This window comes from Azospirillum doebereinerae (assembly GCF_003989665.1).
In the GTDB taxonomy this organism is placed as follows: domain Bacteria; phylum Pseudomonadota; class Alphaproteobacteria; order Azospirillales; family Azospirillaceae; genus Azospirillum; species Azospirillum doebereinerae.
This window is the reverse complement of the sequence record NZ_RZIJ01000010.1, coordinates 52,216-73,494: the sequence shown is the minus strand read 5'-3', so window position 1 is coordinate 73,494 and position 21,279 is coordinate 52,216. Positions and strand designations below refer to the sequence as shown.

Sequence of the window (21,279 nt, the reverse complement as noted above, 5' to 3'; positions counted from 1 at the left end):
GCGCCATGTTGGACGTTTCCATTCGCCAAAGCCTGGGTCGTTTCCAACTCGACATCGCCTTTACGGCGGAGGAGCGCGGGGTGACGGCCCTGTTCGGCCGTTCGGGGTCGGGCAAGACCTCGGTCATCAACGCCATCGCCGGGCTGACCCGGCCGGATTCGGGCCACATCCGCATTGGCGGCACCACCTATTTCGACAGCGCGGCGCGCGTCGACGTGGCCGTGGAGAAGCGCCGCGTCGGCTACGTGTTCCAGGATTCCCGCCTGTTCCCGCACATGACCGTGCGCAGCAACCTGGAGTTCGGCCTGCGCCGCGTCCCGGCGGCCGAACGCCGCATCGCGCTTGGGCCGGTGGTCGATCTGCTGGGGCTGGGGCATTTGCTCGACCGCCGGCCGCGCGGGCTGTCGGGGGGCGAGAAGCAGCGCGTGGCGCTCGGGCGCGCCCTTCTGGCGCAGCCGCGCCTGCTGCTGATGGACGAGCCGATGGCCTCGCTCGACGCCGGCCGCAAGGCCGAGATCCTGCCCTACATCGAACGCCTGCGCGACGAGATGAACATCCCCATCGTGCTGGTCAGCCACGCGCTGGACGAGGTGATCCGCCTCGCCACGACCATGGTGCTGATCGGAGAGGGCCGGGTGGTCGCTTCGGGTTCGGTGGGTGCGGTGATGGGGCGGCTCGACCTGTCGGCCGTCACCGGGATCCACGACACCGGCGCCGTGCTCGACCTGACCGTCGAACGGCATGTGGAGGAGGACGCGCTCAGCGTGCTCGCCTTCGACGGCGGTCGGCTGATGGTACCGCGCGTCGGCCGCCCGGTCGGAGCGCCGGTCCGTTTGCAGATTCACGCGCGCGACGTGGTTCTGGCGCTGGAGCCGCCGACGAACACCAGCCTGCGCAACACGCTGAGCGGTCGTGTGACGGAGATCGCGGAGTCGGGGCCGTCCTCGGTCGATCTGCGCATCGCGGTCGGCGAGTCGGTGCTGATCGCGCGCGTCACGCGGGCCGCCGCCCGCGACCTGGACCTCGCCCCCGGCCGCGCGGTGGTGGCGCTGGTGAAGGGCGTGGCCTTCGAGCCGGACATGATGGGAGCCGGCCCGGCCCGAGTCGTGGATGTTTGAAGCCCCTCCCCGCAAGAGGGAGGGGCTTTATACCCGCCCTTACTGCTGACCGCTCGACGGAGTCGTGCCCGCTCCGCCCCCGGCCGAGCCGCCGGCGGTCGAGCCACCCGGCGCGGTGACGGTCGGACCGGTCGTGCTGTTCATGTCGTTGCCCGACGTGCCGCCGGTCACCGGGACGCCCGACGCGGGCGGCGTGGTGGTCGACCCCGAGGTCGCGGCCGGCCTCTCGGCGGTCGAGGTGTTGTTGTTCGATTGGTCGTCGCAGGCCGCCAAGCCGAGGAGCAGGGCGGGCAGGGCCGCGATCAGAAGCTTGCTGCGCATGGGAGTGTCTCTCCTTACCATGGGTCGCATGGGGCTGGTTGCCGAACGATCGCACGCCACCGGGTGCGGCGCGGTCTGGCAACCGCTGTTCCTTGCAAACATGGGCGCGGCAGGATTCATTCCGTGCTGCGTTGCGATTTTTTCGCGGGAGCCGGGTCGGCCGGGGAAGAAAGCAATGCATAGGGCCAAAGTCTTGTGGCTCGAAGAACACGAAAGGACCACGAAAGCGTGTCGTCTTTTGTGTTGCTTCTTTTTTGTTTGACCCCCGGAAAGCCGCTGTGATCCCATACTCTGCATCATGACGATGCTCGCCGATCTCACCGATACGCTCGCCCGCGCCGCAAAAAGCGCGCTCCGCCAAGCCATTGCGCCCTCGTTGTGCGCGTGCGTGGTAACCTATTTCGCCTACTACGCGATTCATGGCGACCGTGGTTTGGTTGCCATGAAGCAGATCCAGGGTGAGATCGCGCAGGCCGAAACCGTTCTGGAACAGTTGAAGGGGGAGCGCGAGCGCATGGAGCGCCGCGCCCAGCTTCTGCGCGGTGACAACCTCGACCGCGACATGCTGGACGAACGCGCGCGCTCGATGCTGAACCTGTCGAACGCCCGCGACGTGGTCGTCACGCTTCCCAAGCTGTACGACGACGAGACCGCTTCGGAGAAGCCGGTCAAATCAGCCAATTAACCGAAACCCGGTTAATCCGAAATACGCCTGCAAAAACAGGTGTTTGCGCGAGCGGATTTGCTCGTGTACTGTGCGCGCCATATCCGCTTCCGGTGCGGGAATCCGTTGCCCGCAACGCGTGGTGACGGCGGCCGTCTCAAGGCCGCCGCCGCATGAACCCTGGGGAGGAACCATGGCCGCGTCCCGACGCCGTCCGACCAAGGCGCAAACCGAGTCTGCGCCCGCTCAAGCCGCTTCGACCGAAGACCTTCTCCACTATTACCGCGAGATGCTGCTGATCCGCCGCTTCGAGGAGAAGGCGGGCCAGCTCTATGGCATGGGCCTGATCGGCGGCTTCTGCCATCTCTACATCGGCCAGGAAGCCGTCGTCGTCGGCGTGCAGGCCGCGCTGAACGAGGGCGACAGCGTCATCACCAGCTACCGTGACCACGGCCACATGCTGGCCTGCGGCATGGACGCCAAAGGCGTGATGGCCGAGCTGACCGGACGCCGTGGAGGCTACTCCAAGGGCAAGGGCGGCTCGATGCACATGTTCAGCCAGGAGAAGAACTTCTTCGGCGGCCACGGCATCGTCGGCGGGCAGGTCCCGCTCGGCACCGGTCTGGCCTTCGCGCACAAGTACAGCAACGACGGTGGCGTGGCCGCCGTGTATTGCGGCGACGGCGCGATCAACCAGGGCCAAGTCTACGAGAGCTTCAACATGGCGGCGCTGTGGAAGCTGCCGGTGCTCTTCATCATCGAGAACAACAAATACGCCATGGGCACCTCGCAGGAGCGCGCCTCGGCCGGCGAGCTGCACCAGCGCGGCGCCGCCTACGGCATCCCCGGCTATCAGGTCAACGGCATGGACGTGCTGGAGGTCAAGGCCGCGGCGGACCAGTGGGTGCCCCACATCCGTGGCGGCAACGGCCCCGTCATCCTGGAGATGAAGACCTACCGCTACCGCGGCCACTCGATGTCCGACCCGGCCAAGTACCGGACGAAGGAAGAGGTCGAGAAGATGCGGTCGGAATCCGATCCCATCGATCAGCTCAAGGCGAAGATCCTGGCAGGCAACCACGCCGACGAGGACAAGCTGAAGGAGATCGACCGCGAGGTGAAGGCCATCGTCACCGAATCGGCCGAATTCGCCCAGCAGAGCCCGGAGCCCGATCCGTCGGAGCTGTGGACCGACATTCTCGTCGAATCCTGACGTCAACGATAAGCGGGAGCGGCGCCTGTGGGACGGGAAACCGGAATCCCCGCGCCGCCGGAGGTTGAGGAATGCCGATCGAAGTGCTGATGCCGGCCCTGTCGCCCACGATGACCGAGGGCAAACTGGCGAAATGGCTGAAGAAGGAAGGTGACTCGGTGAAGTCCGGCGATGTCCTCGCCGAGATCGAAACCGACAAGGCGACCATGGAGGTCGAGGCGGTCGATGAAGGCCGCGTCGGCAAGATCCTGATCGCCGAAGGCACCGACAACGTCGCCGTGAACACCCCCATCGCCGTCCTGCTGGAAGAGGGCGAGGACGAGAGCGCGCTGAGCAAGGGCGGCAACGCCCCGGCCGCCGCCGCTCCCGCCGCCGCTGCCCCCGCCCCGGCGGCGGAAGCGGCGCCCGCTCCGGCCCCGGCCCCCACGGTGCCGGCGGCCCCGGTCGCGGCGCCCGCGTCGGACGAGGACAAGTTCATGGCCAAGACCGTCAAGAAGACGGTCCGCGAAGCGCTGCGCGACGCGATGGCCGAGGAAATGCGCCGTGACGACAAGGTGTTCGTCATGGGCGAGGAGGTCGCGCAGTACCAGGGCGCTTACAAGGTGACCCAGGGCCTGCTGCAGGAGTTCGGCGACCGCCGCGTCATCGACACGCCGATCACCGAGATCGGCTTCGCCGGCCTGGGCGTCGGTGCCGCCTTCAAGGGCTTGAAGCCGGTCGTCGAATTCATGACCTTCAACTTCGCCATGCAGGCGATCGACCACATCATCAACTCGGCCGCCAAGACGCTGTACATGTCGGGCGGCCAGATGAGCAACTCGATCGTGTTCCGTGGTCCGAACGGCGCCGCCGCCCGCGTCGGCGCCCAGCATTCGCAGTGCTACGCCTCGTGGTACGCGCATTGCCCGGGCCTGAAGGTCGTGTCGCCCTGGTCGGCGGCCGACGCCAAGGGCCTGCTGAAGTCGGCGATCCGCGATCGCAACCCGATCGTCTTCCTCGAGAACGAGATCCTCTACGGCCAGAGCTTCGAGGTCCCGGAGGACGAGGAGTTCACCCTGCCGATCGGCAAGGCCAAGATCGAGCGCGCCGGCAAGGACGTGACGATCACCGCCTTCTCGATCATGGTCGGCCACGCGCTGGCCGCCGCCGAGATCCTGGCCAAGGAAGGCATCGAGGCGGAGGTCATCAACCTGCGCACGATCCGTCCGCTCGACACCGAGACCATCGTCAACAGCGTCAAGAAGACCAACCGCCTGGTTTCGGTCGAGGAGGGCTGGCCCTTCGCCGGCATCGGCTCCGAGCTGGCCGCGCTGATGATGGAGCAGGCCTTCGACTACCTCGACGCGCCGGTGATCCGCGTGGCCGGTCTGGACGTGCCGATGCCCTACGCCGCCAACCTGGAAAAGCTGGCGCTGCCGCAGGTCGATCACATCGTCAAGGCCGCCAAGCAAGCCTGCTACCGTTGAGAGGGGGCTCTAGATCATGACCGTTCAGATTCTGATGCCCGCCCTCTCGCCCACGATGACCGAGGGCAACCTCGCCAAGTGGCTGAAGAAGGAAGGCGACACGGTGAAGTCCGGCGACGTGCTCGCCGAGATCGAAACCGACAAGGCCACGATGGAGGTCGAGGCGGTCGATGAAGGCCGCATCGGCAAGATCCTGATCGCCGCCGGCACCCAGGGCGTCGCGGTGAACACGCCCATCGCCATCCTGCTGGAAGAGGGCGAGGACGAGAGCGCGCTGTCGGCCGCTCCGGCCCCGGCTCCCGCTCCGGCCGCCGCCGCGCCCGCCCCAGCCGCTCCGGCTCCGGCGTCCGCCCCGGCCGCTGCCGCTCCGGCGGCTTCGGCTCCGGCCGCCGCCCATGGCGAGCGCGTGTTCGCCAGCCCGCTGGCCCGCCGCGTCGCCGAACAGGCCGGCGTGGACCTGAAGGCGGTCAAGGGCAGCGGCCCCAACGGCCGCATCGTCAAGGCCGACGTCGAGGCCGCCAAGGCCGCCGGCCCGGCCAAGCCCGCCGCCGCCCCGGCGGCTGCCGCTCCGGCTGCGGCTGCGGCCCCCGCCGCCGCTCCGGCCGCGCCCGCTCCGGCGGCGAAGCCGGCCGCCGGCGTGGACGCCAAGGACCTGTCCGACAAGCTTGGCATGACCTACACCGAGATCCCCAACAGCGGGATGCGCAAGGTCATCGCCCGGCGCCTGACCGAGGCCAAGCAGACCGTCCCGCATTTCTACCTGACGGTGGAGATCCAGCTCGACGCCCTGCTGAAGGTGCGCACCGAGCTGAACGGCCGGTCGGATGCCTACAAGCTGTCGGTCAACGACTTCGTCATCCGCGCGGTCGCGCTGGCGCTGAAGAAGGTCCCGGCGGCGAACGCGGCTTGGACGGACTCGGCGATCCTGCAATACGACCACGCCGACGTGTCGGTGGCGGTCGCCACGCCCACCGGCCTGATCACCCCGATCATCAAGAAGGCCGAGGGCAAGGGTCTCGCCCAAATCTCGTCCGAGATGAAGGATCTGGCCAAGCGCGCCCGCGACGGCAAGCTGAAGCCGGAGGAGTTCCAGGGCGGCACCTTCTCGATCTCCAACCTCGGCATGTTCGGGGTGAAGGAGTTCGCGGCGATCATCAACCCGCCCCAGGGCTGCATCCTGGCGGTCGGTGCCGGCGAACAGCGTCCCGTCGTCAAGGACGGCGCGCTGGCCGTCGCCACAGTGATGAGCTGCACCCTGTCGGTCGACCACCGCGTGGTGGACGGCGCGGTCGGCGCGGAATTCCTTGCGGCTTTCAAGAAGCTGATCGAGGATCCGCTGTCGATGCTCCTCTAACCTGACCTTGGGAAACCGGATCGTGATCGCCAGCCTTGCCCCGCTTCGCGCCGAAATCGACGCCATCGACGACGAGATCGTCGCGCTGCTGGGCAAGCGCCTGTCCGTCGTCCACCGCGTCGCCGTGGTGAAGATGGCGGAAGGGCTTCCGGCCATCCTGCCCGACCGCGTCGAAGCGGTGAAGGCGCTGGCGGCCGAGCGGGGCATGGATTACGGCCTCGATCCGGTTTTCATGGCCGCCCTGTACCAGATGATCATCGACGAGGCGTGCCGGGTCGAGGAGGGCATCTTTGCCGCCGGCCCGCAGGACACGCCTCGCTCCTGACTGGGGAGAAGTTTCTTGGCCGACATGAATTACGACGTCATCGTCATCGGTGGCGGACCGGGCGGCTACGTCGCGGCGATCCGCGCCGCGCAGCTTGGCCTCAGCACCGCCGTCATCGAGCGTGAAAACCTCGGCGGCATCTGCCTGAACTGGGGCTGCATCCCGACCAAGGCGCTGCTGCGCTCGGCCGAGGTGCTGCATCTCGCCAAGCACGCCGCCGATTACGGCCTGTCCGTGCAGAACGCGACCTTCGACCTCGACAAGGTCGTGCAGCGCTCGCGCAAGGTGGCCAACCAGCTCAACGGCGGCGTCAAGCACCTGCTGAAGAAGAACAAGGTCACCGTCATCGAAGGCTCGGCCAAGCTGGCCGGCAAGGGGCAGGTGACGGTCACCAAGGGGTCGGCTCCGGTCGGCACCTTCGGCGCCAAGCACATCATCATCGCCACCGGCGCCCGCGCCCGCACCCTGCCGGGGCTGGAGGACGACGGCAAGCTGGTCTGGACCTACCGCAAGGCGATGACCCCGGACGTGATGCCGAAGTCGCTGCTGGTCATCGGCTCCGGCGCCATCGGCATCGAGTTCGCCAGCTTCTACAACGCGCTCGGCGCCAAGGTGACGGTGGTCGAGGTGATGGACCGCATCCTCCCGGTGGAGGATGAGGAGATCTCCGCGATGGCCCGCAAGTCCTTCGAGAAGCAGGGCATGCGCATCATCACCGGCGGCAAGGCCGGCAACCTGCGCAAGACCGCCGACAGCGTGACGGTCGGCGTCGAGCATGGCGGCAAGACCGAGGACATCACGGTCGACCGCGTCATCGTCGCCGTCGGCATCAGCCCGAACACCGAGAACCTGGGGCTGGAAAGCACCAAGGTGAAGACGGACCGCGGGCACATCCAGACCAACGCGATGTGCGAGACCGACGAGCCGGGCGTCTACGCCATCGGCGACGTGACGGGCGCGCCCTGGCTCGCCCACAAGGCCAGCCACGAGGGCGTGATCGTCGCCGAGCACATCGCCGGCAAGCACCCGCACGCGCTGAACGTGCTGGGCATTCCGGGCTGCACCTACTCGCACCCGCAGGTCGCCTCGGTCGGCCTGACGGAGAAGAAGGCCAAGGAGAAGGGCTACGAGGTCAAGGTCGGCCGCTTCCCCTTCATCGGCAACGGCAAGGCCATCGCGCTGGGCGAGACGGAGGGCATGGTCAAGACCGTGTTCGACGCCAAGACCGGCGAACTGCTCGGCGCCCACATGATCGGCGCGGAGGTGACCGAGCTGATCCAGGGCTACACCGTCGCCAAGACCATGGAGACGACCGAGGCCGAGTTGATGCACACCGTGTTCCCGCACCCGACCCTGTCGGAGATGATGCACGAGTCGGTGCTTGATGCCTATGGCCGGGCTATCCACTTCTAGTTAAGCTTTTCCGAGACGACGTTCTTCCAAAGGTTCGGGTGATGGACCGCGCAAGCGCCGGATACGACGAGGATTTCTACGCCTGGACGCAAACCCAGGCGGCGGAGCTTCGCCGCGCCGGCGCCGAGCGCACCAACGCCCCCATCGACTGGGCGAACGTCGCCGAGGAGATCGAGATCCTGGGGCGCAGCCAGAAATCGGAGATCGACAGCCGCCTGTCCGTGCTGCTGGTGCATCTGCTGAAATGGCTGTGCTGCCCCGACCTGCGCGAGCGGTGCGAGCGCGGGTGGCGGCTGACCATCCGCGAGCAGCGCAAGAAGTTGCTCCGCGACATCAAGGACAGCCCGAGCCTGCGCCCTTACGTCGCCGAGGTTTTCGACGACGTCTACGAGGACGCCCGGCTCAAGGCCGCCGCCGAAGCCGACGTGCCCAATTCGCACATACCGGTCGAGCCGCCTTTCACGCTTGACCAAGCGCTCGATCCGGCCTATCCGGCGGCTCTGTTTCCGCCGGACTGGCGGGCGTGACGCCTTTCCGTTCATCTTCGGGGCCGCAAGCGTGCCGGCCGTCGGGAGCCTTCAGACCATGACCCTCGTCGATCCGACCGAGAAGCTTCGCCACCCGGAAAAGGCCCACAAGCCCGACAACCCGATCCAGCGCAAGCCCGCCTGGATTCGCGTCAAGGCGCCGATGAGCCAGGAGTACAACGAGACCCGCCAGCTGATGCGCGGCCTCAAGCTCAACACGGTGTGCGAGGAGGCGGCCTGCCCGAACATCGGCGAGTGCTGGAAGCAGAAGCACGCGACCTTCATGATCCTGGGCGCGATCTGCACGCGCGGCTGCGCCTTCTGCAACGTCGAGACCGGGCGCCCCGACAAGCTCGACCCGCATGAGCCCGAGAAGGTCGGTGAGGCGGTCGGCCAGCTCAAGCTGAGCCACGTCGTCATCACCTCGGTCGACCGCGACGACCTGGAGGACGGCGGGGCGGAGCATTTCGCCCGCACCATCCGCGCCATCCGCGAGGCGTCGCCCGGCACGACCATCGAGATCCTGACCCCCGACTTCCAGAAGAAGAAGGGCGCGCTGGAGATCGTCGTCGCCGCCAAGCCCGACGTGTTCAACCACAATCTGGAAACGGCGCCGCGCCTCTACCCGACGATCCGGCCGGGAGCGCGCTACTTCACCTCGCTGCAACTGCTGGCGAAGGTCAAGGAACTCGACCCCACCATCTTCACCAAGTCCGGCGTCATGGTCGGCCTGGGCGAGACGAAGGAGGAAATCGGGCAGGTGATGGACGATCTCCGCGCCGCCGATGTGGACTTCATGACGATTGGGCAGTATCTCCAGCCGACGCCGAAGCACGCGGCGGTCGATCGCTTCGTGACGCCGGAGGAGTTCGCCGGTTATACCACGGTCGGTCGTGGCAAGGGCTTCCTGCTGGTGGCGTCGTCGCCGCTGACCCGGTCGTCCTACCACGCGGGCGCCGATTTCGAGAAGCTGCGGGCGGCCCGGCTGAAGAAGCTCGGCCTCGCGGCCTGAGACAGGAAGGATTGAAGGTAAGGGCATGCCGACTCACGCGGAAAAGAAGGTTCTTCCCTACACGCCCATGCAGATGTACGCGCTGGTCGCCGATGTGGAGAGGTATCCGGAGTTTCTGCCCTGGTGTCTGGCCGCCCGCATCCGCCGCCGGGAAGGCGATGTGATGTTCGCGGACCTCGTCATCGGTTTCAAAATGGTCCGCGAACGCTTCACCTCGCGGGTGGAGCTGAACGAGCCGGAATGCCGGATCAACGTCCAGTACACCGATGGGCCGTTCCAGTACCTGAACAACCATTGGATCTTCCGCGAGCACGAAGGCGGTTGCTGCGTCGATTTCTTCGTGGATTTCGAGTTCCGCTCCAAGATGCTGCAGAAGATCATGGGCCTGTTGTTCAACGAAGCCGTGCGACGGATGGTGCAGGCCTTCGAGACGCGGGCCAACCAGCTGTATGGGCGCGCCGGGGCGACTCAATCGGCCTGAGTGCTCTCCGAATCGACTACCCCCTGTGCTCCCTTGCGGACATCCGGGTCACCCAGGAGGCGGTGAAACGGAGCATGATGGTGTGAAGGATTCTCCTTTCCCGGCACGTATGGTTGCGTGAACGCACCGGTCGTGAGGAGAAGGAGGACATCGGAGCATGCTGGAACGGCAAACGAGGGACGTTCGGCTCGATCTTTTCCGGGGCCTAGCCCTTCTGATCATTTTCGTCAACCACGTCGGCCTCAACCCTCTGGCGAAGGTGACGCCGGCCCGGTTCGGCCCCTCCGACGCGGCCGAGATCTTCATCTTCATCTCCGGTTACGCCGTGGCGCTGGCCTACGCGCCGCTCTTCGCGGAGCGCGGCTTCCTTCCCTCCCAGATGAAGGCGCTGGTCCGTTGCCGCCAGCTCTGGGTGGCGAATTTCCTGACCATGCTAACCTGCGGCCTGATCGTCGGGATCTCCGTGTTCGGCGGGCTGGTTTCGGTGACGGATTCGCACCGGCTGGCCAGCTTTCTGCCGCTTTTCGAGCAGCCGGCGACGGCGCTGGCGTGGCACGCGGTGCTGCTCTACCTGCCATACGCCTTCGACATCCTGGCGCTCTACATCGTGCTGATCGTGGCGGCGCCGGCCTATCTGTGGCTACTCGCCCGGTTCGGGGTGGCGGCGTTCCTGGGGCCGGTGGCGCTCTACGCGGGCGTGCAGGTGGCGCCCGACCTCTCGCCACCGAATCTGTGGGGGGAACGCTGGAACTTCAGCCCGCTGGCGTGGCAGGTCGTCTTCTTCCTGGGCATGACCATGGCCTTCGCCCTGCGCGGCGGCCACCGGCTGCCCCGGTCGGGCGCGCTGCTGGCGGCGGCGCTGGCGATCCTGCTGGGGATGATGCTGTGGAAGGGGGCGGCGGCCGAAGGAATCCGTGCGATGCTGCCGGGCGGAATGCAGGCCGTCCTACCGGAGCAGGGCATCCCGCTGGCCGAGAAGCATACGCTCGGCCCGATGCGGCTGCTGCATTTCCTGGCCCTGGCCTGCGCGGCGGCCCTGCTGGTGCCCCGCGACGCCAAGTGGCTGAGATGGGGGCCGATGCAACTCCTGACGAATTGCGGGCGACACTCCTTGCCGGTGTTCTGCCTCGGTCTGATCCTGTCCTTCTGCGGAACCATCGTGCTGTTGAAGGCGCAGGGGATCGCCGCCGTGCTGGCGGTGAATCTCGGCGGCATGGGGGCGCTGATCCTGCTGGGCCTAACGCTGGAGCGCCAGCGGACGCTCCGTCGGACGCGCCGGTCGCCGGTCGAGGGCCGGAGGGTGTCCGAAGCCCTCTGACCGGCGCCCTTCAGCGCATCACTCGGCCGCGATGGCGCTCTCGATGGTCACGCCCAGCCTCTGGGCGACGCCGTGGCCATAGGCCGGGTCGGCGGCCAGGAAATGGCGCAACTGGCGCTGCTGGATCGCGGCGGGGGCCTGCCCCAGCGAGCCGGCGATGTTGCCCATCAGCCGCGCCTGGGCCTCGGCGCCGATCAGGCGGAACAGCGCGCCGGCCTGGGCGTAGTCGTCGTTCCCCTCGCGGTGGTCGTAGCGGCCGGCGTCACCGGAAATCCTCAGCGGCGGCTCGGCCTTGCTCGGGTCCTGCGTCGGGCCGCCGAAGCTGTTCGGCTCGTAGTTCGGCCGTCCGCCGCCGTTGCCGTCGAAGCGCATGGCGCCGTCGCGCTGGTAGTTGCGCGCCTCCGTCGCGTGCGGGCGGTTGACCGGCAGATGCCCGTGGTTGGCGCCCAGCCGGTAGCGGTGGGCGTCGGCGTAGGCGAACAGCCGGCCCTGCAACATCTTGTCCGGGCTGAAGGAGATGCCGGGCACCACGCTGGCCGGGCTGAAGGCGGACTGCTCGACCTCGGCGAAGTAGTTCTCCGGGTTGCGGTTCAGCGCCAGCTCGCCGATCTCGACCAGCGGGTAGTCGGCGTGCGGCCACACCTTGGTCAGGTCGAAGGGGTTGATGGCGTAACGCTCGGCCTCGAGCTCCGGCATGATCTGCACCGACACGGTCCAGGCCGGGAAATCGCCGTCCGCGATGGCGGCGAACAGGTCGCGCGTCGCGTGGTCGGGGTCGATGCCGGCCATGCGGGCGGCTTGCTCGGCGGTGAAGTTCTCGATCCCCTGGCGGGTCTTGAAGTGGTACTTGACCCAGAAGCGCTCGTCCGCCGCGTTGATCCACGAGAAGGTGTGGCTGGAGAAGCCGTCCATGTGGCGGTAGCCGCGCGGCGTGCCCCGGTCGCTGAACAGGATGGTCAGCTGGTGCATCGTCTCCGGCGACAGCGAGAAGAAGTCCCAGACCGCCGTCGGATCCTTCAGGTTGGTCGCCGGGTTGCGCTTCTGCGTGTGGATGAAGTCGGGGAACTTCAGCGGATCGCGGATGAAAAAGACCGGCGTGTTGTTGCCGACCAGATCGTAGTTGCCGTCCTCGGTGTAGAACTTCAGCGCGAAGCCGCGCGGGTCGCGGTCGGCGTCGGCCGATCCCTTCTCGCCGCCGACGGTGGAGAAGCGCAGGAAGACCTCGGTCTCCTTGCCGATGGCCGACAGGAAGGACGCCTTGGTGTGGGGCGTCACGTCGCGGGTGACGCGGAAGACGCCGTAGGCGCCGGCCCCCTTGGCGTGGACCACGCGCTCGGGAATCCGCTCGCGGTTGAAATGGGCCAGCTTCTCGATCAGGTGGAAATCCTGCATCAGCACCGGCCCGCGCGGCCCGGCGGTCAGGGAGTTCTGGTTGTCGGCGACGGGCGCGCCGGCGGCGGTGGTCAGGGTGGTCATGGCGTTGTGTCCTCTCTGGCTTTCTTGGCTTGGGACCGCTTTCACCTCTGGTTATCCGTCACCGTCGTCGATATATCCAAAACATCGTTCCAAACAAATCCATAGGATATATCTATGAATGTGGCGGGGCTGTCGTTGCGGGATTTGGAGTATGCCGTCGCGGTCGCCGAACAGCGGCATTTCGGCAAGGCGGCGGAGCGTTGCGCGGTCAGCCAGCCGTCGCTCAGCGCGCAGATCCGCAAGCTTGAGGATACGCTGGGAATTGCCCTGTTCGAACGCACCAGCCGCCGCGTCCTCTTGACGCAGCAGGGCGAGGCGGTGATCCGGCAGGCGCGCGTCGTGCTGGAGGAGGCCCGGCGCCTGCTCACCGTGGCGCGGGGGACGGAAGGCACGCTGACGGGGACGCTGTCGGTCGGCGCCATCCAGACGCTGGGGCCGTATCTGTTCCCCCACGCTCTGCCGGTGATGCGCCGCCACCTGCCGAACGCGCAACTCGTGCTGTCGGAAGGACGCACGGAGGGGTTGCTGGAGGAACTGCGCGAGGGGCGGATCGACGCCGTGCTGCTGTCGCTTCCCATCGACACCGAGGGGCTGGCGACCGAGGCGCTGTTCTTCGAACCCTTCCTGCTCGCCCACCCGGCCGGGCACCGGCTGGAGGATCTGCCGTCCATTGGCCTGAAGGATCTCGACCCGAACGAGCTGGTGCTGCTGGAGGAGGGGCACTGCCTGCGCGACCAGGCCCTGGTCGCCTGCGGCGCCACGGCGCGCGGCATGCGCCACGCCACCGGGCTGGAGACCCTGCGCCATATGGTGGCGGCGGGAACCGGCTACACGCTGATGCCGCGCTTGGCGGCCGGGGAGGGCACCACGGTCGGCGGTCTGGTCGCCTACCGCAAGTTCGAGGGCGACGCGCCGGGGCGCGAGATCGGTCTGGTCTGGCGGGCCAGCGATCCGCGCGCGCCGGGCTTCCGGGACTTGGCGCAACGGCTGCGCGAGGCGCCGCCGCCGGGCATGCGGCCGGTTTGAAACATGGCGTCGTCAGGACGCCGCGCGCATCGGAGGCTGGGTGGCGAAGCTGTCCCGTACCGGCGCCGGGAAGGTCAGGATCTCCCCGCTGAGGGCGTCGGGCACGCGGCCGGCGCGCGGTTCCGTGCCGTTCAGGATCCAGGAATAGGCGGCGGCGATGGACACGCGGTCGCGCCCGTCGGTGACGAGGACCCGCACGGCATGACCGGCGTTGGCGGTGTCGAGCGCGGCGCGCAGCCGTTTGGCCGTCGCCGGGTCGGACAGCAGAACCGCGCTTCGGCCGATGCCCATCCGGGTCAATTGGGCGAACAGTCCATCCAGCGACGCCGACGACAGGGTCGCGTCACGCAGATCGGCGAACAGGCTCGACGCCCGCCCGGCCTTGCCCACCATCCCGACGGCTTCGCGCAGTGCCGCCAGCCAAGCCGCCGAATCCGCCTCCGTGAAGCCCTTGTAGAGGATGGCGTGGACACCCCAGTCGTTGGCCGCGATCGAGAAGCCCTTCATGGATCACCCCCACCGTTGGCGCGGCCGCTGAACCGGGGATCGGCAAGCGCCGCGCTCAAGGCAAGAATATTGATCGTATTACTAACAATCCGTTTACAAACCAATCGGGGGCCGTCAGTCGGGCTTGGCCGCCAGGGTCTCGGACAGCCAGCCGTCGATCCGCTCGGCGGCGCGGTCCCACTCGCGCTCCAGCATGATCGCATGGCCCATGCCGGGCATGAAGACGGGGTCGACCCCAAGCGCGCGGGCGGTGGCGGCGACCTCCGCGCGGGGGAACAGCAGATCCTTCTCGGCCCCCATGACCATCACGGGGATGTCGCGGGGCGGCAGGATCGGAAAGGGAATCCAGCCGCCGATGTCCATCAGCACCCGGCGCGATTCCTCCTGGAGCAGCGGCTCGTATTTCGCCGCCTCCTCGCGCGGCATACCCTCGGCGAACATCGAGCGGCCGATCAGGTCGGCGCTGACCGCCGAGGTGCCGAACATCGTCAGCAGCGACATCTGCTGGTAGACATCCGGCGCCCGCCACATCAGCCCCAGCGTGGAGGACCACAGCCCGTGCGGCGGGGATGAGGCCATCAGCACGGCGGCGGGGAAGCGGCGGCGGCGCAGCGCCCGCTGCACGACCAAGCCGCCCATCGAATGGCCGATCAACACCGGCGGGGCGGAGCAGCGACCGGCGGCCTCCAGCACGTCCTCCACGTAATCGGCGATGCCGAAGCTGTGCAGGCGGTCCGTCCCCTCGCTGCCGCCATGGCCGCGCAGGGAGACGGCGTGCACCTCCCACCCGCGCTCGGCGAACCAGGGCAGGAACTTGGCGTCCCAGATCCAGGCGGCGCTGAAGGCGCCGTGGACGAAGAGAAGCGGCGTCGGCTTGGCCGGGCCGGCGGGACGGTGGCTGATGATTTCAAGCTGGGACATCGGGCTCGGGCATCGTGTTGTGCGGTGCGGTGACAATGGCGGGCCGACCGGCGCGCGTCCAGCCGCCTTGCGCCGGTGCGCCTGTCCGGTTTGACGCCGCCGGCCGGGTTTGCGACAGTCCACCCCCGCAACCCCAGGAGAGGGCCGTGACGACCGATTCCGCTCCCCCCAAGGCGCCCGTTCTCGATCCCGCGACGCTGACCGCGCGCACCGGCGCGACCGACTACCCCGATCCGTTCCGCGCGGCGGTCGCCGGCCGGCACCGTGTCGCGCTGGGCGATCCGCTGGGCCTGAGCAATTTCGGGGTGAACCTGACGCGACTCGATCCGGGCGCGAGTTCGGCCCTGCGCCATTGGCACGGCCGCCAGGACGAGTTCGTCTATGTGGTGGAGGGCGAGTTGGTGCTGGTCACCGAGGCCGGCGAGACCCTTTTGACCTCTGGCCTGTGCGCCGGCTTCCCGGCGGGCAAGGCGGACGGCCACCGCCTGATCAACCGCAGCGACCGGCCCGCCAGCTATCTGGAGATCGGCGACCGCAGCGCGGGCGACGCCATCGACTATTCCGACGAGGACATGGTCTGGCGCGATGGCGCCTATCATCACCGGGATGGAACGCCCTGGTGAGCGCGCCCGATCTGACGCTGGTCCTGGGCGGCGCCCGCTCCGGCAAGAGCCGTTACGCCGAGGGGCTGGTGACGGCGCTCGGCGGTCCGCGCGTCTACATCGCCACCGCCCGAATCTGGGACGACGAGATGGCGGAGCGCGTCGCCGCGCACCGCGGCGACCGCGGCCCCGGCTGGACGACGGTGGAGGAGCCGCTCGACCTGACCGGCGCGCTCCGCCGCCACGCGGCGGACGGCACGGGCGTGCTGGTGGACTGCCTGACGCTGTGGCTGACGAACCTGCTGATGGCCGAGGCCGACGTGGAATCCCAGACGGCGGCGCTGGTCGCGGCGCTGGCGGGCTTGCCGGGGCGGGTGGTTCTGGTGTCGAACGAGGTTGGGCTGGGCATTGTGCCCGACAACGCGCTGGCCCGGCGCTTCCGCGATCACGCCGGACGGCTGCATCAGGCGGTCGCGGCGGTGGCGCCGCGCGTCGTGCTGACCGTCGCCGGCCTGCCGATCTTTGCCAAGGGAAACGCGCCATGACCGAACCGGCCCCCATGACCGCCGCCGATGCCGACATCAACGAACGCCACGCCGAGAAGATGAAGCGCCGCAAGGCGTTGCAGGAACGGGCGCTGGCCTCGAAGACCATCGAGAAGGGGCTTCTCATGGTCCACACCGGCAAGGGCAAGGGCAAGTCCACCGCCGCCTTCGGGCTGATGATGCGGGCGGTCGGGCACGGCATGCGCGTCGGCATGGTGCAGTTCGTCAAGGGCGCCTGGTCCACCGGCGAGACGGTGGCGTTGGAGCGCTTCGAGGATCTGGTGGACTTCCACACGATGGGGGAGGGCTTCACCTGGGACACCCAGGACCGCGCCCGCGACATCGCCGCCGCCGAGGCCGCCTGGGCCAAGGCCAAGGCGATGATGGAGGACCCGCGCTACCGCCTGATCGTGCTGGACGAGCTGAACATCGCGCTGCGCATGGACTACCTGCCGCTCGACGAGGTGCTGGCGACCTTCGCGGCTCGGCGCCCCGACCTGCACGTCTGCGTCACCGGCCGCAACGCCAAGCCGGAGTTGATCGCCGCCGCCGATCTCGTCACCGAGATGACGCTGGTCAAGCACCCCTTCGAGGCCGGGGTGAAGGCCCAGGCCGGAGTCGAGTTCTAAACGATGGCCGACCCCCGCAAGACGCGCGCGGTGATGCTCCAGGGCACCGGGTCGGACGTCGGCAAGTCGCTGCTGGTGGCCGGGCTGTGCCGGGCGTTGACGCGGCGCGGGCTGTCCGTGCGGCCGTTCAAGCCGCAGAACATGTCCAACAACGCCGCCGTGACCGCCGACGGCGGCGAGATCGGGCGGGCGCAGGCGCTCCAGGCGCGTGCCTGCGGGGTGGCGCCGACCGTCCACATGAACCCGGTGCTGCTGAAGCCGCAGTCGGACATCGGCTCGCAGATCGTCGTGCGCGGCGTCGTGGTCGGGACCGCCAAGGCCGCCGATTATCAGGCGCGCAAGCGCGAACTGCTGGGCACCGTGCTGGACAGCTTCGACCGTCTGATGGCCGAGGCCGACATCGTCGTCGTCGAGGGCGCCGGCAGCCCGGCGGAGGTCAACCTGCGGGCCGGCGACATCGCCAACATGGGCTTCGCCACGGCGGCGCAAGTGCCGGTGGTGCTGGTCGGCGACATCGACCGGGGCGGGGTGATCGCCAGCCTCGTCGGCACCCACGCCCTGCTGCCCCAGGAGGAGCGCGACCGCATCAAGGGTTTCCTCATCAACAAGTTCCGGGGCGACGTCCGCCTGTTCGACGAGGGGCTGCGGATCATCGGTGCGCACACCGGCTGGCACGGCTTCGGCGTCGTGCCCTGGCTGGCGGAGGCCGCGACCCTGCCGGCGGAGGACGCAGTGGCGCTCGACCGCACCCGCCCCGGATCGGGCGAAGGCGTGCGGATCGCCGTGCCGATGCTGTCGCGCATCGCCAACTTCGACGATTTCGACCCGTTGGCGCAGGAGCCTGGCGTGTCGTTGACCATGGTGCCGCCGGGGCGCCCGCTGCCCGGCGACGCCGATCTGGTGATTCTGCCGGGGACCAAGGCGACCATCGCCGATCTGGCCTTCCTGCGCGCTCAGGGCTGGGACATCGATCTGCTGGCCCATTGGCGGCGCGGGGGGCGGGTGCTGGGCATCTGCGGCGGCTACCAGATGCTGGGACGAAGCATCGCCGACCCCGACGGCATCGAGGGACCGCCGGGCGAGGCCGCCGGGCTCGGCCTGCTGGACGTGGCGACCGTGCTGAAAGGCCCGAAGGTGCTGGAGGAGGCACGGGCGACCGAACGCCGCACCGGGGCAGCCGTCGCCGGCTACGAGATGCACATGGGCCGCACCGAGGGGCCGGACCGCGCCCGGCCGATGCTGGCGCTGGCGAACGACGCCACCGATGGCGCGGAGTCGGAGGACGGGCGCGTCCAGGGCTGCTACCTGCACGGGCTGTTCGGCGCGGACGGGTTCCGTGGCGCGTTCCTCGCCGGGCTTGGCGGCGCCGGATCGGGGTTGTCCTACGGGGCGGCGGTCGAACGGGCGCTCGACGCCATCGCGGACCGCCTGGAACGCGAAATGGACATCGACGGGATTATTGCCGTGGCGGAGCAATTCCCGTCACGCTAGCATTCCCTATTCGTCAATGCGGGGGAGGGATGCCGATGGCGTTGCGGGTGGACAGCGAGGAGGCCGACCAGTTGGCGCGCCGGCTGTCGGACATCACCGGTGAGAGCGTGACGGTCGCGGTGACGCTGGCTCTGCGCGAACGTCTGGCCCGGCTGGACCGTCCGCACGACCCGGCCCGGCGCGAGGCGCTGCACGCCATCCGCGAGCGGGCCTCCAAGCTGCCGTCGCTCGACGGGCGTCCCGACGACGCGATCCTGGGGCGGGACCGGACGGACGGCCCGCGATGGTGATCGACGGCTCCGCCATCCTCGTCTTCCTGCGCGGCGGCCCCGAGGCCGACCGGATCGAGGCGCTGCTGGACGACGCGCCGGCCTGCCACATCTCGGCCGTCACGGTGATGGAGTACCGCGCGCTTCTGCTGGCACGCTTCGGCGAGGACATGCTGCGCGAGTTCGAAAAGTTGATCGAGCGGGCCGGCATGGTGATCCGCCCCTTCGACCGGGTGCAGTCCACGCTGGCCTTCAACGCCTTCCGCCGCTTCGGTCGGGGCTGCGGGCATCCGGCGCAGCTGACGCTGGGGGATTGCGCCGCCTACGCGCTGGCGCGTTCTCTGGATTCGCCGCTGCTCTACGTCGGCAAGGACTTCGCGCTGACCGACGTGGAATCGGCGCTGGCCTGAGCGTGGTGCCTTCAGCCGAACACCGCCAGCACCAGCGCGCCCGCCACCAGCACCACGCAAGCCCGGCGGTAGAGCGCCAGTCCCCGGCCGATGTCCGCCGGGGTCGCCGCCGTCCGTCCGCTGCCCAGCCACACGTCCTCGACGCGGGTGGCGCCGTAGACGCGCGGGCCGCCCAGCCGCAGGTCCAGCGCGCCGGCCATCGCCGCCTCCGGCCAGCCGGCGTTGGGCGAGCGGTGGCGGTGGGCGTCGCGCCGCACCGACCGCCACGCCTCGCGGGAGTCGGCCCCATCCATGAACCGCGCGGCGACCGTCAGCAGCAGCGCGGTCAGCCGCGATCCCGGCAGGTTGACCAGATCGTCGAGCCGCGCCGCCGCCCAGCCGAACGCCTCGTGGCGCGGGGTCCGGTGGCCGATCATGCTGTCGGCGGTGTTGATCGCCTTGTACAGCGCGATGCCCGGCAGCCCGCCGAGCAGCAGCCAGACCGCCGGCGCGACGATGCCGTCGGAGAAGTTCTCGGCGAGGCTTTCGATGGCGGCGCGGCAGACGGCCGGTTCGTCCAGGCTGGCCGGGTTGCGGCCGACGACGCGCGACACCGCCTCCCGCCCGCCCTCCAGCCCGCCCTTGGCGAAGCCCTTGGGCACGGCGGCGACGTGCTCGTGCAGGCTGCGCTGCGCCAGCAGGGTGGAGGCCAGCGCCGCCTCCAGCAGCCAGCCGAAGGGCAGCAGCCGGCACAGCCACGCCACCGCCACCGCCACGCCGCCGACCGTCAGCAGCAGGACCAGCAGCGCCAGCACGCCCAGCGCCTTGCGCAGGCCGAAGCCGTCCGTCTCGCGGTTGAGCGCATGGTCGAGCTGCGCGATGAGCCCACCGATCCACACGACGGGATGGCGGATGCGGGCGTAGAGTGCGTCCGGGTAGCCGGCCACCGCCTCGATCACGAGCGCGGCGGCGAGCAGGAATGGATGAAGCGGCACGACGGCGGGTTCCTGGCAGAGGGCGGGCAGGGGCGGCGGACGGGCGGGAGAAGAGGCGGGATCATGGCCGAAACCACGGCGGCAACCAAGGATTTGCGGGCGGAAGCCGGAGGGGCGATCCTCCATGGCGGCGACCTGGACGCGGCGCGCGCGGCCTTCCCCGGCGCGCCGGAACCCTGGGTCGACCTGTCCACCGGCATCAACCCCTGGTCCTACCCGCTGCCGCCGATTCCCGCCGATGCTTGGACCCGCCTGCCGGCGCGCGGAGCGGAGGCGGCGTTGTTCCGCGCGGCGGCGGCCTGCTACGGCGCGCCCTCGGCGGCTTCGGTCGCGGCGGCGTCCGGCTCACAGGCGCTGATCCAGCTGCTCCCCCGTCTGCGGGCGCCGGGCCGCGTCGCGGTGCGGACCCCGACCTATGCCGAGCACGCCGCCAGCTGGGCCGCCGCCGGCCACGCCGTGTCCGGGGTGAGCGAGCCGGAGGACGCGAATGCCGACGTGCTGGTCCTGGTCAACCCGAACAACCCGGACGGGCGGGTTCTGCCTCCCGCACGGCTGCTGGCCCTGGCGGAAACGCAGGCGGCGCGGGGTGGCTGGCTGGTGGTGGACGAGGCTTTCGCCGATTGCGACCCGGCCGCCAGCGTTGCCGGCTTCGCCGGTATGCCCGGCCTGATCGTGCTGCGCTCCTTCGGCAAGTTCTTCGGGCTGGCCGGGCTGCGGCTTGGCGTCGCATTGGCCGAACCCGCCCTGGCGTCGGAGCTGCGGAGGGCCATCGGGCCGTGGGCGGTGTCGGGGCCGGGGTTGGCCGTCGCCACGGCGGCGCTGTCCGACGACCCTTGGATTGCGGCGACGCGGACGCGTCTGGCGGATGAGGCCGAGGCGCTGGACCGGCTGCTGACCGGTGTGGGGCTGACCTTGGTGGGGGGGACGGACCTGTTCCGTCTGGTGTCGCACGAGCGGGCTCCCACGTTGTATAGGGCCTTGGGCGAGGCCGGCATCCTGGTCCGCCGGTTCGACCACCGGCCCGATTGGCTGCGCTTGGGCTTGCCCCCTGGTGACGAAGCGCGGCAGCGGCTGCGGATTGCTTGCAATCGGTTCGATTTTTAGTAAAATCAATCAGTGAAGTGAACAATTGAAAGACTGCGGGTTGACGCAGCCGGACAGGTGATCCGGCGGCGGTCGTCGCGCTTCCCTCGCGAAATCGCGTCATTGCAGTGAAA

General features: G+C 69.0%; 24 protein-coding genes. 19 read left to right on the top strand and 5 right to left on the bottom strand.

The features are described from left to right. Positions 1–5: 5 nt before the first annotated feature. On the top strand, positions 6–1,118 hold the full coding sequence (modC, locus tag EJ913_RS14235; RefSeq protein WP_126998939.1) for a molybdenum ABC transporter ATP-binding protein: 1,113 nt from the start codon (positions 6–8) through the stop codon (positions 1,116–1,118). A 39-nt stretch (positions 1,119–1,157) separates the two neighbouring features. Here modC and EJ913_RS14230 read toward each other — a convergent pair whose 3' ends face one another. Continuing rightward, a complete protein-coding gene (locus EJ913_RS14230) occupies positions 1,158–1,439 on the bottom strand; it encodes a hypothetical protein (RefSeq protein ID WP_126998937.1) in 282 nt (93 codons plus the stop codon). Between the two features lie 298 nt (positions 1,440–1,737). Here EJ913_RS14230 and EJ913_RS14225 point away from each other — a divergent pair, with 298 nt between their 5' ends. The 10 genes from EJ913_RS14225 (at position 1,738) to EJ913_RS14180 (ending at position 11,212) form a co-directional block, all read left to right on the top strand. Then, positions 1,738–2,124 carry an FtsB family cell division protein gene (locus EJ913_RS14225; RefSeq protein ID WP_126998935.1) on the top strand — a complete coding sequence of 129 codons (387 nt, stop codon included), beginning with the start codon at positions 1,738–1,740 and terminating at the stop codon, positions 2,122–2,124. A gap of 172 nt (positions 2,125–2,296) precedes the next feature. Continuing rightward, a complete protein-coding gene (gene pdhA / locus EJ913_RS14220) occupies positions 2,297–3,316 on the top strand; it encodes a pyruvate dehydrogenase (acetyl-transferring) E1 component subunit alpha (protein ID WP_126998933.1) in 1,020 nt (339 codons plus the stop codon). A 71-nt stretch (positions 3,317–3,387) separates the two neighbouring features. Then, complete coding sequence (locus EJ913_RS14215) at positions 3,388–4,782, top strand: pyruvate dehydrogenase complex E1 component subunit beta (protein WP_126998931.1); 1,395 nt, start codon at positions 3,388–3,390, stop codon at positions 4,780–4,782. A 16-nt stretch (positions 4,783–4,798) separates the two neighbouring features. After that, complete coding sequence (locus tag EJ913_RS14210; RefSeq protein WP_126998929.1) at positions 4,799–6,136, top strand: pyruvate dehydrogenase complex dihydrolipoamide acetyltransferase; 1,338 nt, start codon at positions 4,799–4,801, stop codon at positions 6,134–6,136. A 22-nt stretch (positions 6,137–6,158) separates the two neighbouring features. Beyond that, on the top strand, positions 6,159–6,461 hold the full coding sequence (locus EJ913_RS14205; RefSeq protein ID WP_126998927.1) for a chorismate mutase: 303 nt from the start codon (positions 6,159–6,161) through the stop codon (positions 6,459–6,461). A gap of 15 nt (positions 6,462–6,476) precedes the next feature. After that, positions 6,477–7,874 carry a dihydrolipoyl dehydrogenase gene (lpdA, locus tag EJ913_RS14200; RefSeq protein ID WP_126998925.1) on the top strand — a complete coding sequence of 466 codons (1,398 nt, stop codon included), beginning with the start codon at positions 6,477–6,479 and terminating at the stop codon, positions 7,872–7,874. 41 nt (positions 7,875–7,915) lie between these two features. Beyond that, the gene (locus tag EJ913_RS14195; protein ID WP_126998923.1) at positions 7,916–8,401 is read left to right on the top strand and encodes a DUF29 domain-containing protein; all 486 of its coding nucleotides are present in this window, start codon (positions 7,916–7,918) and stop codon (positions 8,399–8,401) included. Positions 8,402–8,459: 58 nt separating this feature from the next. Then, positions 8,460–9,413, top strand: coding sequence for a lipoyl synthase (gene lipA / locus EJ913_RS14190; RefSeq protein ID WP_126998921.1), 954 nt, complete (start codon positions 8,460–8,462; stop codon positions 9,411–9,413). Between the two features lie 25 nt (positions 9,414–9,438). Next, on the top strand, positions 9,439–9,894 hold the full coding sequence (locus tag EJ913_RS14185) for a type II toxin-antitoxin system RatA family toxin (RefSeq protein ID WP_126998919.1): 456 nt from the start codon (positions 9,439–9,441) through the stop codon (positions 9,892–9,894). A gap of 157 nt (positions 9,895–10,051) precedes the next feature. Then, positions 10,052–11,212 carry an OpgC family protein gene (locus tag EJ913_RS14180; RefSeq protein ID WP_126998917.1) on the top strand — a complete coding sequence of 387 codons (1,161 nt, stop codon included), beginning with the start codon at positions 10,052–10,054 and terminating at the stop codon, positions 11,210–11,212. An 18-nt stretch (positions 11,213–11,230) separates the two neighbouring features. Here EJ913_RS14180 and EJ913_RS14175 read toward each other — a convergent pair whose 3' ends face one another. After that, on the bottom strand, positions 11,231–12,688 hold the full coding sequence (locus EJ913_RS14175) for a catalase (protein ID WP_126998915.1): 1,458 nt from the start codon (positions 12,686–12,688) through the stop codon (positions 11,231–11,233). A gap of 114 nt (positions 12,689–12,802) precedes the next feature. Here EJ913_RS14175 and EJ913_RS14170 point away from each other — a divergent pair, with 114 nt between their 5' ends. Beyond that, positions 12,803–13,714, top strand: coding sequence for a LysR substrate-binding domain-containing protein (locus EJ913_RS14170; RefSeq protein WP_126998913.1), 912 nt, complete (start codon positions 12,803–12,805; stop codon positions 13,712–13,714). Positions 13,715–13,726: 12 nt separating this feature from the next. On the opposite strand, the gene EJ913_RS14165 is transcribed toward EJ913_RS14170, so the two are convergent. Together EJ913_RS14165 and EJ913_RS14160 are read right to left on the bottom strand one after the other, a co-directional pair. Further along, positions 13,727–14,221: a hypothetical protein gene (locus tag EJ913_RS14165; protein ID WP_126998911.1), complete on the bottom strand. Its 495-nt coding sequence runs from the start codon at positions 14,219–14,221 to the stop codon at positions 13,727–13,729. A gap of 114 nt (positions 14,222–14,335) precedes the next feature. Continuing rightward, complete coding sequence (locus tag EJ913_RS14160) at positions 14,336–15,142, bottom strand: alpha/beta hydrolase (protein ID WP_126998909.1); 807 nt, start codon at positions 15,140–15,142, stop codon at positions 14,336–14,338. Between the two features lie 146 nt (positions 15,143–15,288). Between EJ913_RS14160 and EJ913_RS14155 the strand changes: the two genes are divergently transcribed. The 6 genes from EJ913_RS14155 to EJ913_RS14130 are packed head-to-tail and all read left to right on the top strand — an operon-like array spanning position 15,289 to position 19,088. Beyond that, a complete protein-coding gene (locus EJ913_RS14155) occupies positions 15,289–15,765 on the top strand; it encodes a cupin domain-containing protein (protein WP_244939355.1) in 477 nt (158 codons plus the stop codon). Further along, a complete protein-coding gene (gene cobU, locus EJ913_RS14150) occupies positions 15,762–16,289 on the top strand; it encodes a bifunctional adenosylcobinamide kinase/adenosylcobinamide-phosphate guanylyltransferase (RefSeq protein ID WP_244939354.1) in 528 nt (175 codons plus the stop codon). The genes EJ913_RS14155 and cobU overlap by 4 nt, the downstream gene beginning before the upstream one ends. Continuing rightward, positions 16,286–16,918, top strand: coding sequence for a cob(I)yrinic acid a,c-diamide adenosyltransferase (gene cobO, locus EJ913_RS14145; protein ID WP_185909778.1), 633 nt, complete (start codon positions 16,286–16,288; stop codon positions 16,916–16,918). Before cobU ends, cobO begins: the two co-directional genes overlap by 4 nt. A 3-nt stretch (positions 16,919–16,921) precedes the next feature. Beyond that, positions 16,922–18,409 (top strand): cobyric acid synthase, encoded by a 1,488-nt coding sequence (locus EJ913_RS14140; protein WP_126998905.1) that lies wholly within the window; start codon positions 16,922–16,924, stop codon positions 18,407–18,409. 35 nt (positions 18,410–18,444) lie between these two features. Continuing rightward, positions 18,445–18,699, top strand: a complete 255-nt coding sequence (locus EJ913_RS14135; protein ID WP_126998903.1) for a type II toxin-antitoxin system VapB family antitoxin — start codon at positions 18,445–18,447, stop codon at positions 18,697–18,699. After that, entirely contained in the window at positions 18,693–19,088 is a 396-nt protein-coding gene (locus EJ913_RS14130; protein ID WP_126998901.1) for a type II toxin-antitoxin system VapC family toxin, read from the top strand. The genes EJ913_RS14135 and EJ913_RS14130 overlap by 7 nt, the downstream gene beginning before the upstream one ends. Before the next feature lie 11 nt (positions 19,089–19,099). Here the strand turns inward: EJ913_RS14130 and cbiB are convergent, their stop codons facing one another. Further along, a complete protein-coding gene (gene cbiB / locus EJ913_RS14125) occupies positions 19,100–20,062 on the bottom strand; it encodes an adenosylcobinamide-phosphate synthase CbiB (RefSeq protein WP_211098954.1) in 963 nt (320 codons plus the stop codon). A gap of 63 nt (positions 20,063–20,125) precedes the next feature. Here cbiB and cobD point away from each other — a divergent pair, with 63 nt between their 5' ends. Continuing rightward, positions 20,126–21,166 (top strand): threonine-phosphate decarboxylase CobD, encoded by a 1,041-nt coding sequence (cobD, locus tag EJ913_RS14120; RefSeq protein WP_126998897.1) that lies wholly within the window; start codon positions 20,126–20,128, stop codon positions 21,164–21,166. The last annotated feature ends 113 nt before the right edge of the window (positions 21,167–21,279 follow it).

What these genes read in the sequence shown, in the direction of transcription:
- modC (WP_126998939.1), top strand. Translation starts at nt 6, where the DNA reads ATGTTGGACGTTTCCATTCGCCAAAGCCTGGGTCGTTTCCAACTCGAC.
- EJ913_RS14230 (WP_126998937.1), bottom strand. Translation starts at nt 1,439, where the DNA reads ATGCGCAGCAAGCTTCTGATCGCGGCCCTGCCCGCCCTGCTCCTCGGC.
- EJ913_RS14225 (WP_126998935.1), top strand. Translation starts at nt 1,738, where the DNA reads ATGACGATGCTCGCCGATCTCACCGATACGCTCGCCCGCGCCGCAAAA.
- pdhA (WP_126998933.1), top strand. Translation starts at nt 2,297, where the DNA reads ATGGCCGCGTCCCGACGCCGTCCGACCAAGGCGCAAACCGAGTCTGCG.
- EJ913_RS14215 (WP_126998931.1), top strand. Translation starts at nt 3,388, where the DNA reads ATGCCGATCGAAGTGCTGATGCCGGCCCTGTCGCCCACGATGACCGAG.
- EJ913_RS14210 (WP_126998929.1), top strand. Translation starts at nt 4,799, where the DNA reads ATGACCGTTCAGATTCTGATGCCCGCCCTCTCGCCCACGATGACCGAG.
- EJ913_RS14195 (WP_126998923.1), top strand. Translation starts at nt 7,916, where the DNA reads ATGGACCGCGCAAGCGCCGGATACGACGAGGATTTCTACGCCTGGACG.
- lipA (WP_126998921.1), top strand. Translation starts at nt 8,460, where the DNA reads ATGACCCTCGTCGATCCGACCGAGAAGCTTCGCCACCCGGAAAAGGCC.
- EJ913_RS14185 (WP_126998919.1), top strand. Translation starts at nt 9,439, where the DNA reads ATGCCGACTCACGCGGAAAAGAAGGTTCTTCCCTACACGCCCATGCAG.
- EJ913_RS14180 (WP_126998917.1), top strand. Translation starts at nt 10,052, where the DNA reads ATGCTGGAACGGCAAACGAGGGACGTTCGGCTCGATCTTTTCCGGGGC.
- EJ913_RS14175 (WP_126998915.1), bottom strand. Translation starts at nt 12,688, where the DNA reads ATGACCACCCTGACCACCGCCGCCGGCGCGCCCGTCGCCGACAACCAG.
- EJ913_RS14170 (WP_126998913.1), top strand. Translation starts at nt 12,803, where the DNA reads ATGAATGTGGCGGGGCTGTCGTTGCGGGATTTGGAGTATGCCGTCGCG.
- EJ913_RS14165 (WP_126998911.1), bottom strand. Translation starts at nt 14,221, where the DNA reads ATGAAGGGCTTCTCGATCGCGGCCAACGACTGGGGTGTCCACGCCATC.
- EJ913_RS14160 (WP_126998909.1), bottom strand. Translation starts at nt 15,142, where the DNA reads ATGTCCCAGCTTGAAATCATCAGCCACCGTCCCGCCGGCCCGGCCAAG.
- cobO (WP_185909778.1), top strand. Translation starts at nt 16,286, where the DNA reads ATGACCGAACCGGCCCCCATGACCGCCGCCGATGCCGACATCAACGAA.
- EJ913_RS14140 (WP_126998905.1), top strand. Translation starts at nt 16,922, where the DNA reads ATGGCCGACCCCCGCAAGACGCGCGCGGTGATGCTCCAGGGCACCGGG.
- EJ913_RS14135 (WP_126998903.1), top strand. Translation starts at nt 18,445, where the DNA reads ATGGCGTTGCGGGTGGACAGCGAGGAGGCCGACCAGTTGGCGCGCCGG.
- EJ913_RS14130 (WP_126998901.1), top strand. Translation starts at nt 18,693, where the DNA reads ATGGTGATCGACGGCTCCGCCATCCTCGTCTTCCTGCGCGGCGGCCCC.
- cobD (WP_126998897.1), top strand. Translation starts at nt 20,126, where the DNA reads ATGGCCGAAACCACGGCGGCAACCAAGGATTTGCGGGCGGAAGCCGGA.